Origin of the sequence: Micromonospora sp. U21, assembly GCF_018070045.1 — a bacterium.
Lineage (GTDB): Bacteria > Actinomycetota > Actinomycetes > Mycobacteriales > Micromonosporaceae > Micromonospora.
Map to the genome: position 1 here is coordinate 283,679 of NZ_JAGPYK010000005.1, position 15,657 is coordinate 299,335.

Below are 15,657 nucleotides of genomic sequence, written 5' to 3' on the forward strand. Positions count from 1 at the left end.
TCAGCGTCCGGCGCGGGCGTCCTCGCGGTGCGACCGGCCGTGCCCGTCGTCCCGGTCGATCCGCAGCTCCCGCTCCAGCTCGGCGATCACCGCGCGCAGGTCGTCCAGCCGTTGGCTGATCGCGATGCGATCCACCTCGTCCGGTGCGCCGTCACCGTCCTCGTCGTACCCCGGGGCCAGGCGTTCGGTCATCTCCAGCCGGCGTGCTTCCTCCATCGAGTTGACGATCACCGCGATGAGGATGTTGAGCAGCAGGTTGACGGTGATGACCACGTAGCTGACGTAGTAGAGCAGCGTCCACGGCGAGATCGTCATGCCCTGCTCGATGAGGTCCGGCAACGTCTCCAGCGACAACAGCACGAACAACGTCAGCAGGGACCGGCCGATGTCGCCGTACTGATCCGGAAATCTGCTGCCGAAGATCAGCCAACCGGCCATGCCGTACACGTAGAGCGTCACCACGGCCAGGGCGAGGAAACCACCGACGCCCGGCAGGCTGCGCCACAGGGCGGAGACGATGGTACGAAGGCCCGGAGAGAAACGCACCAACCTGACCATCCGGGCGACCCGCACCACACGTAGCAGCGCCGGGTCGCCGTGCAGGCCCGGAATGAAGATCGCCGCGATCACCGCGAAGTCGAAGACGTTCCAGCCGTGCCGGAAGAAATCCTGCGGGCGGCGGCCGTAGGCGGCCAGCCGGATGCAGATCTCGACGACGAAGACGGCACGGAAGAACAGCTCCAGCCCGTGCAGCGCGGCGCTCGCCACGGTCAGGCCCCGGTATGTCTCCAGGCCGAGGACCACCCCGTTGGCGAGGATGACGACGACGATGCCGATCTCGAAGGGGCGCGACCGGGCGAGCCGGCCGCAGGCGTCGACCACTCTGGACCGGAGGCGTGCGGGTGCGGTCGGCTCGCCTCGCTGGGCGGGCACGCGTGCGCCACTCACCAGTTGCCCGGCTCGGTGGTGCGTGCCGAGGCGGCCGGGCGGGCCCAGCTCCGGCCGTCGTCGTGGCGGTGCGGGCGGCGTGCGGGCATGCCCTCACCCTAACCAAGCGCCCGACGCGCAGTGGTCCGTCTCGTTCGCGGCCACGGGCGGCGACCGCCTGGCGCGTCAGAGATGGACGGTCCGTTCCGGTGTCACCGGGGCCGTGAAGAACGTGGCGATCGGGTCGACGAGCCGGGGGTGGGCCCGGTTGATGGCGTCGTGACCCGTCCAGGGTCATCGGCAGCAGGTCGCCCATCATCCGGCCGATCGGCGTACGCAGGGGCCCGGGCGGTGTCGCCGGCCCGCAGCGCCTCCTGTGCGGCGTCGAGCCATGCGGCGGGGAAGCCGCCGTCGATGGAGACGGCGGCGTCGTAGAGGGCGAGCCGGTTGATCGGCAGCCGGAGCGCGGCCTGGAGCGCGATGAAGCCGCCGGAGCTGTGGCCGACGACGTTGCCGGACCCGGTGTGCTCCAGCACCACGGCAAGATCGTCGATGTCCTGCTCGAAGGTGTATGGCACCGACCTCGGTGGGGCGTCCGCCCGTCCCCGGGGGGCCGCGAACGGGGACCGGGACGCGGTCGACCCGCTCGTCGAACTCGCCGGTGAGCGCGGCGACGGTAGTCCACCCGGTCCTGCCGGCGGTGGTGGGCGGAGCGCGCCGGGCGGGCTGCGGGTGTGGCCACCCGTCGCCCGCCCGGGCTGCCGATCGGCGCGGCCGACGGTCAGGCCCGCGCGGCCCGGATCGCGTCGTGCAGCGGGGTGCTCGGCCGGCCGATCAGCCGGCTGAGGTCGTCGCTGTCGGTGACCAGCTCACCGATCGCGATGGAGTGGTCGAGCGCGGCGACGAACCCGGCGGTGCCGGCGTCGAGCCCGACGTTCTCCAGGGCCGAGGCCAGCTCGGCGGCCGACAGGTCCTGGTGTACGACCGTGGTGCCGGTGACCTCGGTCACGGCCGCGGCCAGCTCGTCGAAGGTGAAGGCGGTGCCGCCCAGTTCGTAGACGGTGTTGTCGTTCTCCTCGCGGGTCAGCGCCGCGGCTGCGGCGGCCGCGTAGTCGGCCCGGGTCGCGGCGGAGACCTTGCTGCCACCGGTGGCGCCGAGGATCGTGCCGCTCTGCAGGTACTGCGGCAGCTGGTCGGTGTAGTTCTCGGTGTACCAGCTGTTCCGCAGCACGGTGTGGGGGAGGCCAGAGGCGGTGAGGATCTCCTCGGTGGCCTTGTGCTCGGGCGCCAGCGGGTTGGTGGTGGTGTCGGCGCGCAGGATGCTCGTGTAGATCAGGCGCTCGACCCCGGCGAGCCTGGCCGCGTCGATGACCGCGGTGTGCTGGCGCACCCGCTGGCCGGGCGTGTCACCGGAGATGAGCAGCAGGCGGCGTACGCCGGCCACGGCGCCGGGCAGCGTCGACGGGTCGTCGTAGTTGGCTCGACGGATCTCGACGCCACGCGCGGCGAGGTCGGCGGCCTTCTCCGGGGTGCGGACGATGGCGGCGATCTCGGCGGCGGGTACGCCGGTGTCGAGCAGCTGCTCGATCACCAGCCGGCCCAGTCGGCCGGTGGCGCCGGTGAGGGCATAGGTGGGCATGGCAACCTCCGATGCGGTGACGCAAACCTGTAGGCACTTACGAAACTACAGCACATGCCGTTACGTAACTGTGGGGTAGGCTGCTGAGGTGAGCGACATGCCGGCCCAGGACCCGGCGGGGCCTACCCAGGAATTTGTCAGCGATGTCTTCGCGCGCGGCTGCACCTCCCGCGCGGCCTTCGAGGACGTCACCTCGAAATGGGCCTCGCTGGCCCTGCTGGCGCTCGGCGAGGGTCGGTACCGGTTCAACGCGCTCCGTCGCCGCATCGACGGCGTGAGCGAGCGGATGCTCTCCCAGACCCTGCAGACCCTCGAGCGCGACGGCATGCTCACCCGCGAGGTCCTCACGGCGATCCCGCCGCGTGTCGAATACTCGCTCACGCCCCTCGGCGCCCGGGTCGCCGAGCAGCTTCGCGGCCTCGCCGACCTGCTGGAGGCCTCGGTGCCCGAGTTGCAGACCGCCCGCGACGCCCACGAGCGCGACCGCGGCCAGGGGCACCCACGCCGCCTTGATCATCCCGCGTCGACCGGGTTGTAGCCTCAGCCCTCATGAGTTGGCTGCCCGACGAATTCGTCCACCCCGTCCACGTGCCCGTGCCCGGCACGTCGCTGCACCTGCGGCCGATCCGGGAGGCGGACACCGCGCTCGACTACCCCGCCGTGATGGGCTCCCGGGAGCGCCTGTGGGAGATCTTCGGCCCGGCCTGGGCCTGGCCCCCGGCGACGATGACCTATGAAGAGGACCGCATCGACCTGCTGCGGCACGAGAAGGAGATAGCCGCGCACCAGTCGTTCAACTACGCGCTGCTGAACGAGGAGGAGACGGCGATCCTGGGCTGCGTCTACATCGACCCGCCCGAGCGCACCGGCTCCGACGGCGAGGTCTCCTGGTGGGTGGTGGACGACCTTGTCGGCGGCGAGGACGAGCGCGCGCTCGACGCGCTCGTGCCGCGGTGGATCGCCGCCGACTGGCCCTTCCGCCAGCCCCGCTATCTGGGCCGCGACATCAGCTGGCAGGAGTGGCTCACGCTGCCGCGCGCCTCGTGAGCCGTCCGTGACGGTGCCCGCCTGGCCGTCAGGCGTTGAGCGTCTCGCGGGGCGGTACTCCGTAACTGGCGTGGTACCGGGCGGTGAACCTGCTGTGGTTGGCGAATCCCCACCGACTCGCGATCGCCGACACGGTGTCCCAGCGAGGGTCGGCCAGGAGCAGGTCGTGGTGGGCCCGATCGAGCCGGACCCGACGCAGGTACGCCATCGGAGTGGTGTCGAGATGACGGCGGAAGGCGAGTTGTACCGCCCGTAGCGAGACCGCGGCGGCGTCCGCGATGTCGGCCGCCGTGATGTCCCGGTCGGCGTGCTCGTCCATGAAGGCGATGGCGCGGCGCAACGTGGCGGTGTTGGCGTCGCGTCGGTCCTGAACGGTCGGATCGGTGACCGCCGTGTTGGGAAAGACGGTGAGCGCCGACGCGGCGAGCATTCGCGCGGCGTTGCCGATCACCAGCGGCTGCGCGCTGGCGATCGGGTTGTTCAGGACGACGTCGCTGACGTAGCTGGTGGTGTTGCGCCACTGTCGGGCGAGGGTCGCCGAGGCCGGGCCGATGTCGGTGAACCGGATCTGACCGGGTCGCCGGCCCGGCGCGGCGGTGGCGACCTGCGAGAGCACCGCGAGGTCCAGCACACAGATCTCCACCTCGCCGGGGTGCCAACGCACGCTGAACGGCAGGTCGGGCCGGGTCGCGAGAAAGACGTCGCCGGGAGCGAACCGGTGGGCCGTGCCATCACAGGTGCGGTCGACCCGCGCGGTGTGGGCGCGGCAGATCACCAGTCCGTCGATGGCGCCCACCTCGACGTCGAGGTGGGCCGTCTGCCCGGTGGTCGCAACGGCGAACGGCCCGGCGTCGACACGTTTGTGGACTACCTCTGCTGTGGTCGGGGCAACGAGAGCGAGCGCAAGACGTACGACGCGGCCGGTGTGATCGCCAAGGCGCCGCTGTTCTACGACAACTACTTCGTTCCGCGTGGCTACGCGTTCGCCGCGGTGGACCTGGCCGGCACCGCCCGCTCGACCGGCTGCGAGGACGTCGGCGGCCCGGCCGAGGTGGGCAGCGCCAAGGCGGTCGTGGACTGGCTCAACGGGCGGGCCCGCGCCTTCACCGCCGACGGCCGACCGGTCAGCGCGGCCTGGAGCAGCGGGCGGGTCGGCATGATCGGCAAGTCGTGGGACGGCTCGGTCGCCAACGGGGTCGCCGCCACCGGTGTGCCGGGGCTGGCGACCATCGTGCCGATCTCGGCGATCTCCAGCTGGTACGACTACATGCGCTACCAGGGGGTGCTGCGGTCCGCCGACTATCCCGGGTACCTGCACTCGTACGTCAACGGCCGCACCGACGGAGCCTGCGCGGAGGTGCTGGCCCGGCTGCGCGCCGACAGCGCCGAGGAGACCGGTGACTACAACGGCTTCTGGGCGCAGCGCGACTACCGGCCCGCTGCGGGCCGGCCACGAGGACCCGTTCGACGTCCGGCGCGCATGGTGGGTGGACTCTCTGCACCGTTGGTTCGACTACTGGTTGCAGGGGCTGCGCAACGGGGTCATGGACGAGCCGCGGGTCGACCTGGAGACCACAGCCGGGACGTCGACGACGCAGCGGGACTGGCCGGCGCCAGGCACGCGGTCGGTCCGGGTCGCCCTCGGTGCCGGGAACGGCGTGACCGGTACCCTCGGCGGGCGCGGCGCGCGCCCGGGCCGCGAGCAGGCGTACGTCGACGAGTCGCTGACCGAGGCGGAGCTGGTCGCCGAGCCGAGCACCGCGACCGCCGGACGATTGGTCTTCCTCTCCGGTGCGCTCGCCGCGCCGGTGCGGATCTCCGGCAGCCCGTCGGTGCGACTGCGGGTCCGGGTGGACCGGCCGACCACCGAGCTGACCGCGCGGCTGGTCGACTACGGCACCGCCGAGCGGATCCGTTACGACAGTTCGGAGGGCGTGCGGACGCTGAGCACCGAGTCCTGCTGGGGAGCAACCACGCCGGTCGACGATGCCTGCTACCGGGACACCGAGGAGATCACCGAGGTCTCCGACCACGCGGTGCTGACCCGGGGCTGGCTCGACGCCGCCCACCACCGCTCACTGCGGTTAAGCACCCCGCTGCGACCGGACCGCTGGTACACGGTGACCGTGCCGCTGAACGCGTACGACGCGGTGCTGCCCGCCGGCCATGTGCTCGGGTTGGTGCTCGGCCAGAGCGACCCGGAGTTCACCGAGACCGACGACCGGGACGCCACCGTCCGGGTCGACCTGGGTCGCAGCGAGCTGATCCTCCCGCTCGCCGGTCGGGCCGGGCTGCCCGCGGTCGATGTCGCGCCGCGGGTGGTCACCGCGCCGGCCGACCCGTCGGCCGCCCGGACCACGCGGGACGCCCGGCAGGTGCCCTGACCGGGCGGGCGTCCCGGCTCGCCGCCCGCGTTGTCACGGGGTGACCGACCGCAGCGTCCCGTCGTTGGCGGCCGAGCCTTCGGTGGGTCCAGGCAGGGTGTTCATCGTGGACCCGCATCGCGTACAGCCGCCGTTCACGACCTTCTTCGAGGCTTCTTGATCGAAATAGCTTTCGCTTGATCGAGGAGAGGCTCTCACGTGAGGGACAAGCAACCCGAAGAGGTCGAGCGCGCGCAGTTGTCGCGGCGCAAGCTGGTCAAGTACGCGGGCGTCGGCGCGACGCTGGCGGCGGCCAGCCCGCTGGTGGGCGGCGGCCCGGCCTGGGCCGATGAGGAGCGCCGGCCCGGCGACGACCGGGGTGACTCGAAGACCCGGGCGTGGCGTGCCGGTGACCACCACGTCCATTCGGAGTACAGCGGCGATTTCGACACCACGAAGTCGCCAGTGGTCTTCCACAAGGGCGCGGACGCGGTCTACCCGATCGTCACCAACGCCATCATGGCCAAGAACTTCGGCCTGAGCTGGGCAATGTGCACCGACCACGGTGGACCCACCCACTCGAAGGTGAACATCGAGCAGGCGTACCCCGACCTGCTGCGCTCGCGCAAGCTGGTCCCCGAGGTGCTCCAGTTCTGGGGCATGGAGTTCGACGCACCCTCGCTGGACCACCACACGCTGATGATCCCGCGTCACGACGACGAGGCGAAGCAGCTCTTCGAGCTGGAGAGCCGGTTCGCCAAGTACGACGCGTTCCCCACCGACCCGGGCAGGGACACCGAGGCCAAGATGGTGGAGTTCCTCAAGGTCGCGCGGGGCATGCCGCACAAGCCGCTGGTGATCGCGCACCACGCGTCCCGCTCCGCGCCCGGGCTCGGCGTCTACGGCCAGGACACTCCGCGCGAGTTCCGTAACGGCAACAACGCCGCGCCGGACGTCTACATCGGGTTCGAGGGCGCGCCCGGCCACCAGGCCGGTCCGCTCAACGGCGGCAAGCGGGGTGGGTACGGCAACCACCCCACCTACGGCGGCTTCGACCAGATGACCGCGCGGGTCGGGGGGCTGTGGGACTCGCTGCTCGGCGAGGGCCGTCGCTGGTGGATCACCGCGACCTCGGACTCGCACGTGCACTGGACGCGTGGTGGCTCGGACTTCTGGCCGGGCGAGTACAGCAAGACCTACGTGCACGCCCGCCAGGACTACGGCGACATCATGGACGGCCTGCGCAACGGCCGGATCTGGGTCACCACCGGCGATCTGATCCGCAGCCTCGACGTCACCGCCAGCTCCCAGGGCCGGACCGCCGAGGTGGGCGAGACCATCACGGTCAGCCGCCGCAGCCGCACCGACGTCGAGATCGAGATCAGGTTCCGTCCGCTGAACGGTGAGAACGCCAACGGTGACCGGCCCGAGGTCCGCCGGGTCGACCTGATCGTCGGCCAGATCACCGGTCCGAGCACCAACCCGGACGCCGACACCAACCCCACCACCAAGGTGGTGGCCCGTTTCGGCCCGCGCGACTGGCGCCGGCAGGGTGCGGACCTCGTCATCCGGCACACCCTGCGCAACGTCGAGGCCGACACCTACGCGCGGGTCCGGGGCACCAGCACCGACGAGGCCGAGCCGCTCGCCGACGGGCTGGAGAGCCCGTGGGACGACCTGTGGTTCTACTCGAACCCGGTGTTCGTGCAGGTGCGCTGACCCGGTACGGCACGGCGGGTCGCCCGGGATCAGTCGGTGCCGCGGCGGCGGGCTCGGTCGGCGGGTGCCTGCCGGCCCGGCTGGGGCGCTGTCGCCGAGCGGCTCGGGACAGGGGTCGCCGGGTCGGGCGGCACCTGCGCGACCACCTCGCACAGGTCGCGCAACGGGTCGACCGCCTGGGCCGAGCAGGCGACCCGCTGGAGCAGGGCCCGCAGCGTCGCCGACTCGGCCGGCGCGAGCGCCCCCAGCAGATGCGACTCGACCTGCCGTAGCGCCCGCCGCCGCTGCTCCCACGCCCCGCGGCCGGCGTCGGTGACGTCGACCAGCCGGCTGCGCCGGTCGGCCGGGTCCGCCCGGCGGGCCACGAACCCGGGGCGTTCCAGGTCGTCGATCAGGTAGGTGAGCACGGTGCGGTCGATACCGAGCTCCTCGGCGATGGTCCCCTGGTTCCGGGCCGGTCCGTTGATCGCGGCGGTGAGCACCTGATACCCGCGCGGGCCGCCGGGGAAGTCAGTGAGCGCGTGCTCGGCCGCCCGGACGTAGCCACGGAAGACGATCCCGAGCATCCAGCCCAGGTCGTCATCGAGCGGATAGGGCCGGTCCCGCACGTCAGAGGCACCCGTCATGCGTCGACAGTAGCGCAGCGCGACAGACCTTGTTGGCGACAGATGTTCTGTATGACATAAGGTTGAGGTCATGACGCGTCGTACCAGGGCGTCGCGCGAAACGGGAGGCTCCGCAGATGGGTGACTACGGCCACGACCTGCTCTTCGGATCGTTCATCACCCCTGGCAGCGACGATCCGGACCGCACCGTCGACCTCGCCGTCCTGGCCGAGCAGGTCGGGCTGGACCTGGTCACCTTCCAGGACCATCCGTACCAGCCGAGGTTCCTCGACACCTGGACGCTGCTGAGCTACGTCGCCGCGCGGACCAATCGGGTGCACCTGTCGGCGAACGTCACGAACCTGCCGTTACGCCCGCCGGCCGTGCTCGCCCGCAGCGTCGCCAGCCTGGACCTGCTCAGCGGCGGCCGGGTTGAGCTCGGCCTCGGGGCGGGGGCGTTCTGGGAGGCCATCGAGGCGATGGGCGGCCGACGGCTGACGCCCGGGCAGGGAGTGCGGGCGCTGGAGGAGGCCATCGACGTCATCCGCCAGCTCTGGGACGCCGAGGCGCGGGGAGGAGTGCGGGTCGACGGCGAGTTCCACCGGGTCGTCGGCGCCAAGCGCGGCCCGGCCCCCGCCCACGCGGTGCCGATCTGGCTGGGCGCGTACAAGCCGCGCATGCTCGAGCTCACCGGTCGCCGGGCCGACGGATGGGTGCCTTCGCTGGGCTACCTCCAGCCCGGTGACCTGGCGAAGGGCAACGAGATCATCGACGACGCCGCGCGGCAGGCCGGCCGTTCACCCGGGGACGTCCGCCGGTTGCTCAACATCTCCGGTCAGTTCGCGTCCGCAGGGGGCGGGCCGCTGCACGGGCCCGCCGAGCAGTGGGTGCGGGAGCTGGTCGAGCTCGCGCTGGGCGATGGCATCAGCGCCTTCATTCTCGGCAGCGACGACCCCGATGACCTGCGCCGGTTCGCCGGCGAGGTGGCGCCCGCCGTCCGTGAGCTGGTTGCCGCCGAGCGCGACTGCGGCACGGCGCCGGACCGTACGCCGGTCACCGAGCCGTCGGCGGTCGTCGCGCCCCCGTCGCGGCCGGCCCGCGCGCGCGTGACCGGCGGCGCCTTCGCCGTGGTGCCGACCCCCGACGACGGCCGGCGGCGCAGCGAGCAGCGGGTCTGGGACGAGTCGGCCCGCCCGAGCGGGCCCGCGCCCGACCCGGCCCGCACCTACACCCCCCAGGAACAGGCCAATGGCCAGCACCTGGTGCAGGTGCACGACGGCCTGCGTGGCGAACTGGCCCAGATCCACGACCTGATCGAGCAGGTAGCGGCCGGTGAGATCGACGCCGGCGCGGCCCGGTCGCAGATCAACACGATGACGATGCGGCAGAACAGGTGGACGCTCGGCGCCTACTGCGAGTCCTACTGCCGCATCGTCACCACCCACCACACCATCGAGGACGAGGCGCTCTTTCCGCGGCTGCGCCAGGCCGACCCCCGGCTCCGCCCGGTCATCGATCGGCTGGAGCAGGAACACCTCGTCATCCACGACGTCCTGGAGGGCGTCGACCGGGCCCTGGTCGCGTACGTCGGGGCGCCGGACGGGTTGGCCGAGCTGCGCGCCGTGGTGGACCTGCTCACCGACACCCTGCTGTCCCACCTCAGCTACGAGGAGCGCGAGCTGGTCGAGCCGCTGGCCCGGCTGGGAGTGAGCTGACGGCGGCGATCCTTCGCGACCCCGGGTTGCCCCGAACGATCTGAGAGACTACTTTCGAGACATGTCTCTCAAGAATCCGTACGGGGACTTCGAGATCACCGAGCCGCAGGCGCTGCGGGCGCTGGCCCACCCGGTCCGGCTGGCCATCCTCGACCGTCTCCAGCGGCACGGCCCCGCCACCGCCACCGGGCTCTCGCCGCACGTGGGCGCCACGCCCTCGGTGGTCAGCTGGCACCTGCGGCACCTCGCGACGTTCGGCCTCGTCACCGACTGGGAAGGGGCCACCAGCAAGCGGGAACGCTGGTGGCAGGCGGCCGCCCGGGGCTTCCGCTTCACGCTGCCCGACGACGCCGAGGGACAGGCCGCCGCCCGTCAACTGCGCGGCGAGATGTTCGCCCGGTCCGCCGACGTGCCGCAGCAGTGGCTGCTGCACGACGAGCCCCGGTTGGACGCCGAGTGGCGCGGGTTGGCCGGGGTGGCAGACACCCGGTTCGTGGCCACCGCCGACGAGCTGCGGCAGCTGGAGGACGCCATCGAGGAGCTGCTCGCCCCGTACGTGCGGCGCAAGGACGAGCCGGCGTCGCCGGCCGGCGCGCGCGCCGTCCGGATGCTGCGCTACCTGCTGCCCGAGCCCGGCGACGACGACCCGGCGACGCCGTGACCACCGTCGGCACCGCACCACCGCCGGCACTGCACCGCGACCGGCGGTTCCGCACCTTCTGGATCGGCGAGACGGTCTCCCAGTTCGGCGACCGGATCAGCGAGCTGGCCCTGCCACTGATCGCCGTCTCCCTGCTCGCCGCGACGCCCGCGCAGGTCAGCGTCCTCACGGCGCTGATCTGGCTGCCCAACCTGCTGGGCCTGTTCCTCGGCGCGTGGGTCGACCAGCGCACCCGCAAGCGCCGGCTCCTGATCATCGCCGACCTGATCCGGGCGGCGGTGCTGCTCAGCCTGCCGGTGGCCTACCTCTTCGACGCGGTCACCCTCACCCAGCTCTACCTGGTGGCGCTGCTCACCGGCGCCGGTGCGGTGCTGTTCGCCATGGCGCGCCAGGCGTTCTTCGTCGCCCTGGTGCCGCCGTCGGCCTACATCGACGCGACCAGCAAGCTGAGCATGAGCCGTGCGGTCTCGTTCGTGGCCGGCCCGGCCGTCGGCGGGGGACTGGTCCAGGCGCTGACCGCGCCGATCGCGATCGTCGTCGACGCCGTGTCGTTCGTCATCTCCGCGCTGCTGATCGGCCGCATCCCGGTCACCGAGAAGCCTCCGCCGCCGCAGCGGTCGTCCACCCTCGGCCTGGTCCGCGACGGGCTGGTGCTGGTGCTGCGGCACCCGGTGCTGCGCGCCGCGCTCGGCTGCACCAGCACCGTCAACTTCTTCACCTTCATCGCCACCGCGTTGCTGGTGCTGTACGCCAGCCGCGAACTCGACCTGTCCGCCGGTGCCATCGGCATCGCGTTCGGCGCCGGCGCGCTCGGCGGGCTCGCCGGCGCGGCGCTGGCGCCCCGGGTCTCCCGCGCCATCGGGCTCGGCCGCACCGCGATGATCGGCGTCGTGCTCTTTCCCGCGCCGCTGGCGCTCACCGCGCTGGTGAGCGGCCCGACCTGGACGAAGGTGGCCATGCTGGCGGCCATCGAGGTGGTCTCCAGCGTCGGGGTCATGCTGATGGACGTCAACCTGAACGCCCTCCTCACCGCGGTCACGCCCGACGACGCGCGGGGCCGCCGGGCCGGCGCGTACAGCGCCGTCAACTACGGGATCCGGCCGCTCGGCGCGCTGGTCGGCGGCGCGCTGGGCACCACCATCGGGCTTCGGCCGACACTGGTCGTCGCCGGCCTGGGCGGCACGCTCGCCGTGCTCTGGTTGCTCGCGTCGCCGGTGCGCCACATCACCAGCCTCGACGACCCGGTGACCTGACCGCTCCGGCAGACGGCCGGGCGGCGCGGCGGGCGCCGCACCGCCGGCGGGAGCGCCCGACGCGAAGGGCTGCCAACGCCTGAGCGGCCCCCGGGCAGCTCAGCCCGCTGCGGCCAGCAGCAGCCGGGCCAGCTCGGCGGGCTGGGACGTCATCGGCCAGTGGCCGGTGTCCATCGTGACCAGTCGCCAGTGCTCACTGGACAGCAACCCGGCCACGGTGTCGTTGGGCTCGGGCCCGTCGAGCAGGCACTTGACGTACGTGGTCGGCAGCTCGCCGAGCGGGCGGGTCAGCACGGCCGGCTCGGTCAGCGTGGCGCCGGGGTGCGGGGTGAAGCCCTTGGTCAGCCGGGCGACCTGCTCGTCGGTGAGCCCCTGGCCGTCGAGATCGTCCCCGCTCAGCGGCGGCCAGTAGCCGCCGTTGTCGGCGAGCAACGACTCCAGCGCCGCCGGGCCCTGCCACCAGCCGGACGCGAACGACCGGCCGTCGACCGGCACCTCCGAGTCGACGAAGACCACCCGGGTCAGCCGGTCGCCGATCCGCTCGGCGGCCTGACCCACCGGGATGCCCGAGTAGCTGTGCCCGACCAGCACCACGTCGCGCAGGTCTCGCCGCTCGATCTCACCGACGATGTCCTGCACGTGGGTCTGCTGCCCGGCCGGCACACCCTGCTTCTCGGCGAGGCCGGAGAGGGTCAGCGGGTGGGTGCCGTGGCCGGCCGCGCGCAGCGGCGGCAGCACCTCGTCCCACGCCCACGACCCCAGCCACGCCCCCGCCACCAGTACGAACTCTGTCATGGCCCGGACCCTAGCGGGGCCCTCCGACACCGCTGCCGGCCCCGACCGGAGCCGGGGCGCCAGGGTCACGGCCAGGTTCGGGCCTGGGCAGCGAAGATCTCCGGCGGGCTCGCCACCGGCAGGACGCAGACCAGATGCCCGCCGGGCACGCGCAGGACCCGGCACTCCAGCCATCGCGACACCTCGGTGGCACCGAGGGCGATCAGCCGCGCCGTCTCGGCTGCCACATCGTCGCTCTCGATGTCGAGGTGGAAGCGGGGCGCGTCATCGACCGCCTGGACCGCGGTGACCAGCCCGGGCAGCGCCTCGTGCAGGGCAACGAACTGCGGCTCCGCGGGATCGGACCGGGTGCTGACGCCCAGCGCCGCCGACCAGAACGCCGCAGCCCGGGCGGCCTCCGCCTCGGGGGCGTCGATCAGCAGGGCGTAGACGCGGCTTCGGTGCACGAGGCCCAGCATATCGACGAATCTGTACGCCGGACCGACCACGAGCGCACCCGCCGACCGGCCTTTGGCTCAGCCGTGGTCCAGTGGCGGCGGGCCGGCCTCGACCGGCATCCGGTAGATCCGGGCCGGGTACTCGACGGCCGCGTGGCCGCCGTTGAGCCCGGCGGTCAGGTGCAGCTGGGCGGCCGGCAGCCAGAGCCGCGCGTCGGCGTCGATCCACATCGCGTCCACCCAGGCCAGCCGGAGGTCGGCGACGAGCGTGTGTACGCTGCGGTCCGGCGCCAGGGTGAGGATGCGCCGTCGGTCCACGTCGCTGAGGTAGATGGTGCCGGCGGCGTCGATCGCCGTACCGCCGGTGCTGGGGCTGTCCCACCACGGTTCGACCCGCCGGGCCAGCTCGTCCGCGGACACCGACGGGTCGTCCAGCCATCGGGTGCCGATCCGCGACATCCCGCCTGAGGCCGGTTGGTAGTACAACCACCGGCCGTCGGGCGACACCTCCAGCTGGTCGGCGTGCACGTGGACCGCACCGCCGTCCGGGTCACGCAGCGGCCGGCCGTCCGCCACCAGTGGCGTGCCCACGGTGCTCGGATGCCCGTCGAGCACCCGCCGGACCTGCCCCGAGTCGAGGTCGAGCACGATCAGGCCGGGCGAACCGGCGTCGGTGAGGTAGCCGACGCCGTCGTGGAACCGGACGTCGTCGACGTAGCTGGTGGGATGCACCGCCGGGTCCAGGTGGTAGACCCGGTCGACCCGGTCGTCGTCCGGGTCGACCACGATCAGCCGGGCCCCGCCCGGCGCCTGCCGGGTGCCGATCCCCGGCGCACCCGCGTCGATGATCCACAGCCGGCCGTCCGGGCCGGCACGCAACCCGTTGACGTTGACGAAGGCGTCGTCCGGTGGCTGGTCCACCCGATTCCACGCGGCATCCGGGTACGGGTCGCGCCGGCCGTCCGGCAGTGCCTCGACGACCTGGACGCCCGGCCGGTCCGCAGACGGGTAGCTCAGAAAGATCCGCCCGCGCAGGGTCGTCACGCCCGTGCACACCCGGTCCTCGACGAGCACCGGCGTCAGTCGGGGATCCTCCTCGCTGGGCAGCGTGGGCACGGCACCGCTCCTGACTCGTCCGACGGCGTCCTCGGCTCCAACCGGTGGCCGAGGGACCCGACCACCCGGCGCGCGGTATCCCCGGGCCGTGCCACCCGAAACCGGCGGCCCGTGGGTCGCCGCCGACCGCCAGCCGCGGAGCCGGTCGTGACGCCTGGCGGGACGCTCAGCAGGGTGGCGCGGGCGGCCGGTCCACCAGGGCGGCGAGTCGCTTCGGGGCGAGCAGGCAGTAGCCCTCGCTCAGCAGCTCGGCAACCTCCTCCCAGCCGGTGTCGTTGTCGACGACCATGCCCAGCACGGTCGGGCCCCACTCCGGCTTGTAGAAGGGGTGCCCGCTGGCCACCAGCCCGGCGATCTCGTCGGGTGGCGACCGGAAGATCAGCAGGCAGGCCGGCCGGTCCACGTCCGCCGCACGGGCATGGGCGGCCTGGTGGTCGGGATCGACGGTGAGCACGTGGGCGAAGGTCCGCTTGCGGATCCGCCAGCGTGTGCCCACCCAGGCCGGCTCCTCGTAGGTCTCCGGCAGCCCGAGGCAGATCGGCCGGAGCCGGTCGAGGACCTCGGGTGGGACGTCTCCGGGTTCGCTCACGGTCCGCGACGCTAGCCGGCCGGTACGACAGGCCACCCGGCTCGGCCGCCCGGGGTGGCGTACGTCCGTCGATCTCGTTCAGGACCGGCTGCTCCCGCCGGCCGCCGGCCGCCGGGCACCCGGATCCGGAGCCGGTCGTGGCGGTGCTGCAACCGCGCACCGCCGCCGCGGTGGTCGGCCCGCTCGCCGCCATGTTCTGCGGCGCCGCCTTCCTGCCGCTGGATCCGGCGTTGCCGCCGGCCCGGATCGCCCAGATCCTGGCCGACGCGCGGTGCCGGGTCGTGGTCGCCGCCGAGGATCTCGTCGAGCGGCTGCCGGCCGGGGTCACCGTCGTCCGCGCCGGCAGGGAGGAGCACCTGCGGCTCCCGGAGCCGGACGACCTGGCGTACCTGATCTCCACCTCGGGCCCGACCGGCCGGCCGACGAGGAGGTGGCCCGGGACCCGGCACGGATCGCCGAGACCTGCGCGGGGTGGACCACTGCTTCCTCAGCACCCCGCTTGCCGAGCAGCTGCTGCGCTCCGAAGAGGACACCTCGGCTGTGGACCCTGGCCACCGGAGGCGACCGGCTGCGGCTCTGGCCACCCACCGGCTTCGGCGCCGCGGTGCACAACCGGTACGGCCCCACCGAGGCGAGCATCCTGGTCACCGCCACCGGTGACCTGCGCCGCTACACCGAGCGGGCGGGCCGCCCCCGATCGGTCGAGCGGTCGCGGGCGCCCTGCTGACACTCGACGGCGACGGCGACGGCGACGGCGAGGGAGAGCTGGTGATCGGCGGCCCGGTGCTGGC

Annotated in this window: 17 protein-coding genes and 2 pseudogenes; 10 read left to right on the forward strand and 9 right to left on the reverse strand. The window is 72.8% G+C overall.

Annotated features, from left to right (window positions below; genetic code table 11):
* From KBX63_RS09295 to KBX63_RS09305, 3 genes are all read right to left on the reverse strand, one after another.
* Complete coding sequence (locus KBX63_RS09295; protein ID WP_307871658.1) at positions 1-933, reverse strand: ion transporter; 933 nt, start codon at positions 931-933, stop codon at positions 1-3.
* Positions 934-1,139: 206 nt separating this feature from the next.
* Positions 1,140-1,505: an alpha/beta fold hydrolase gene (locus KBX63_RS09300; RefSeq protein ID WP_210910568.1), complete on the reverse strand. Its 366-nt coding sequence runs from the start codon at positions 1,503-1,505 to the stop codon at positions 1,140-1,142.
* A gap of 203 nt (positions 1,506-1,708) precedes the next feature.
* A complete protein-coding gene (locus KBX63_RS09305) occupies positions 1,709-2,566 on the reverse strand; it encodes an NAD(P)H-binding protein (RefSeq protein WP_210910569.1) in 858 nt (285 codons plus the stop codon).
* Positions 2,567-2,663: 97 nt separating this feature from the next.
* On the opposite strand from KBX63_RS09305, the gene KBX63_RS09310 reads away from it, so the two are divergent.
* A complete protein-coding gene (locus KBX63_RS09310; RefSeq protein WP_210910641.1) occupies positions 2,664-3,104 on the forward strand; it encodes a helix-turn-helix domain-containing protein in 441 nt (146 codons plus the stop codon).
* A gap of 11 nt (positions 3,105-3,115) precedes the next feature.
* Positions 3,116-3,613 (forward strand): N-acetyltransferase, encoded by a 498-nt coding sequence (locus KBX63_RS09315; RefSeq protein ID WP_210910570.1) that lies wholly within the window; start codon positions 3,116-3,118, stop codon positions 3,611-3,613.
* Positions 3,614-3,641: 28 nt separating this feature from the next.
* Here KBX63_RS09315 and KBX63_RS36375 read toward each other — a convergent pair whose 3' ends face one another.
* Complete coding sequence (locus KBX63_RS36375; RefSeq protein WP_307871659.1) at positions 3,642-4,409, reverse strand: helix-turn-helix transcriptional regulator; 768 nt, start codon at positions 4,407-4,409, stop codon at positions 3,642-3,644.
* A gap of 129 nt (positions 4,410-4,538) precedes the next feature.
* Between KBX63_RS36375 and KBX63_RS35115 the strand changes: the two are divergent.
* The 3 genes and pseudogenes from KBX63_RS35115 to KBX63_RS09330 all read left to right on the forward strand — a co-directional run.
* Positions 4,539-5,048: pseudogene (locus KBX63_RS35115) on the forward strand (CocE/NonD family hydrolase); the annotation flags it as partial.
* A 109-nt stretch (positions 5,049-5,157) separates the two neighbouring features.
* A complete protein-coding gene (locus KBX63_RS35120; protein ID WP_247662027.1) occupies positions 5,158-5,997 on the forward strand; it encodes a CocE/NonD family hydrolase C-terminal non-catalytic domain-containing protein in 840 nt (279 codons plus the stop codon).
* Positions 5,998-6,195: 198 nt separating this feature from the next.
* On the forward strand, positions 6,196-7,695 hold the full coding sequence (locus KBX63_RS09330) for a twin-arginine translocation signal domain-containing protein (protein ID WP_210910572.1): 1,500 nt from the start codon (positions 6,196-6,198) through the stop codon (positions 7,693-7,695).
* Positions 7,696-7,724: 29 nt separating this feature from the next.
* Here KBX63_RS09330 and KBX63_RS09335 read toward each other — a convergent pair whose 3' ends face one another.
* Positions 7,725-8,321, reverse strand: coding sequence for a MarR family winged helix-turn-helix transcriptional regulator (locus KBX63_RS09335; RefSeq protein WP_210910573.1), 597 nt, complete (start codon positions 8,319-8,321; stop codon positions 7,725-7,727).
* 116 nt (positions 8,322-8,437) lie between these two features.
* Between KBX63_RS09335 and KBX63_RS09340 the strand changes: the two genes are divergently transcribed.
* The 3 genes from KBX63_RS09340 to KBX63_RS09350 all read left to right on the forward strand — a co-directional run bounded on the left by KBX63_RS09340 (position 8,438) and on the right by KBX63_RS09350 (position 11,929).
* Positions 8,438-10,015: an LLM class flavin-dependent oxidoreductase gene (locus KBX63_RS09340; protein ID WP_210910574.1), complete on the forward strand. Its 1,578-nt coding sequence runs from the start codon at positions 8,438-8,440 to the stop codon at positions 10,013-10,015.
* 61 nt (positions 10,016-10,076) lie between these two features.
* Positions 10,077-10,676 (forward strand): helix-turn-helix transcriptional regulator, encoded by a 600-nt coding sequence (locus KBX63_RS09345; RefSeq protein ID WP_210910575.1) that lies wholly within the window; start codon positions 10,077-10,079, stop codon positions 10,674-10,676.
* Complete coding sequence (locus tag KBX63_RS09350; RefSeq protein WP_210910576.1) at positions 10,673-11,929, forward strand: MFS transporter; 1,257 nt, start codon at positions 10,673-10,675, stop codon at positions 11,927-11,929. Before KBX63_RS09345 ends, KBX63_RS09350 begins: the two co-directional genes overlap by 4 nt.
* A gap of 99 nt (positions 11,930-12,028) precedes the next feature.
* On the opposite strand, the gene KBX63_RS09355 is transcribed toward KBX63_RS09350, so the two are convergent.
* The 4 genes from KBX63_RS09355 to KBX63_RS09370 all read right to left on the reverse strand — a co-directional run bounded on the left by KBX63_RS09355 (position 12,029) and on the right by KBX63_RS09370 (position 14,866).
* Positions 12,029-12,724, reverse strand: a complete 696-nt coding sequence (locus KBX63_RS09355) for an alpha/beta fold hydrolase (protein WP_210910577.1) — start codon at positions 12,722-12,724, stop codon at positions 12,029-12,031.
* Positions 12,725-12,789: 65 nt separating this feature from the next.
* Entirely contained in the window at positions 12,790-13,170 is a 381-nt protein-coding gene (locus KBX63_RS09360) for a VOC family protein (RefSeq protein ID WP_210910578.1), read from the reverse strand.
* A gap of 69 nt (positions 13,171-13,239) precedes the next feature.
* On the reverse strand, positions 13,240-14,277 hold the full coding sequence (locus KBX63_RS09365) for an L-dopachrome tautomerase-related protein (RefSeq protein ID WP_210910579.1): 1,038 nt from the start codon (positions 14,275-14,277) through the stop codon (positions 13,240-13,242).
* 166 nt (positions 14,278-14,443) lie between these two features.
* Complete coding sequence (locus KBX63_RS09370; protein ID WP_210910580.1) at positions 14,444-14,866, reverse strand: MmcQ/YjbR family DNA-binding protein; 423 nt, start codon at positions 14,864-14,866, stop codon at positions 14,444-14,446.
* Between the two features lie 170 nt (positions 14,867-15,036).
* Here KBX63_RS09370 and KBX63_RS36690 point away from each other — a divergent pair.
* Positions 15,037-15,228 (forward strand): annotated as a pseudogene (locus KBX63_RS36690) (AMP-binding protein); the annotation flags it as partial.
* A gap of 137 nt (positions 15,229-15,365) precedes the next feature.
* Positions 15,366-15,593 (forward strand): hypothetical protein, encoded by a 228-nt coding sequence (locus tag KBX63_RS09380; protein ID WP_210910653.1) that lies wholly within the window; start codon positions 15,366-15,368, stop codon positions 15,591-15,593.
* Positions 15,594-15,657: the final 64 nt, after the last annotated feature.

Bases quoted from the DNA above. Each gene is read 5' to 3' on its own strand.
- KBX63_RS09310 (WP_210910641.1), top strand. From the start codon at position 2,664: ATGCCGGCCCAGGACCCGGCGGGGCCTACCCAGGAATTTGTCAGCGAT.
- KBX63_RS09305 (WP_210910569.1), bottom strand. From the start codon at position 2,566: ATGCCCACCTATGCCCTCACCGGCGCCACCGGCCGACTGGGCCGGCTG.
- KBX63_RS35120 (WP_247662027.1), top strand. From the start codon at position 5,158: ATGGACGAGCCGCGGGTCGACCTGGAGACCACAGCCGGGACGTCGACG.
- KBX63_RS09340 (WP_210910574.1), top strand. From the start codon at position 8,438: ATGGGTGACTACGGCCACGACCTGCTCTTCGGATCGTTCATCACCCCT.
- KBX63_RS09355 (WP_210910577.1), bottom strand. From the start codon at position 12,724: ATGACAGAGTTCGTACTGGTGGCGGGGGCGTGGCTGGGGTCGTGGGCG.
- KBX63_RS09345 (WP_210910575.1), top strand. From the start codon at position 10,077: ATGTCTCTCAAGAATCCGTACGGGGACTTCGAGATCACCGAGCCGCAG.
- KBX63_RS09315 (WP_210910570.1), top strand. From the start codon at position 3,116: ATGAGTTGGCTGCCCGACGAATTCGTCCACCCCGTCCACGTGCCCGTG.
- KBX63_RS09335 (WP_210910573.1), bottom strand. From the start codon at position 8,321: ATGACGGGTGCCTCTGACGTGCGGGACCGGCCCTATCCGCTCGATGAC.